This is a genomic window from Photobacterium sp. DNB22_13_2, from assembly GCF_052873915.1.
In genome coordinates this window covers 1-254 of sequence record NZ_JBNNXU010000201.1, presented here as the reverse complement: position 1 = coordinate 254, position 254 = coordinate 1, and the positions used below count along the sequence as shown (strand labels likewise).

Sequence of the window (254 nt, the reverse complement as noted above, 5' to 3'; positions counted from 1 at the left end):
ACTCGTGACTCATCATCGCCAGGAAGACGACCAGGCCGATGTAGTAAACCGTGTAGGTCAGGCGCGACTCGTTGGAGATGCTGTAGTACGCGCGGTTTTCCGGTGCGTCCGGATCGTAGCGCCACGCCTTCATCAGCTGCGGGGCAGCCAGCACGGCAATCAGAATCAGGATCGGACTCGGCCGCCACATGAACAGCGCCACCAGCACCGGCACCCCTAGAAACCAGATGCGCGGCGACAGCACCGCCGTAATC

The 254-nt window shown here is 61.8% G+C and carries 1 protein-coding gene; it reads right to left on the bottom strand.

From position 1 onward, the window contains the following. Positions 1–254, bottom strand: a 254-nt coding sequence (locus ACVA58_RS28360) for a hypothetical protein (protein ID WP_446513565.1), incomplete at both ends; no start/stop codon positions are given.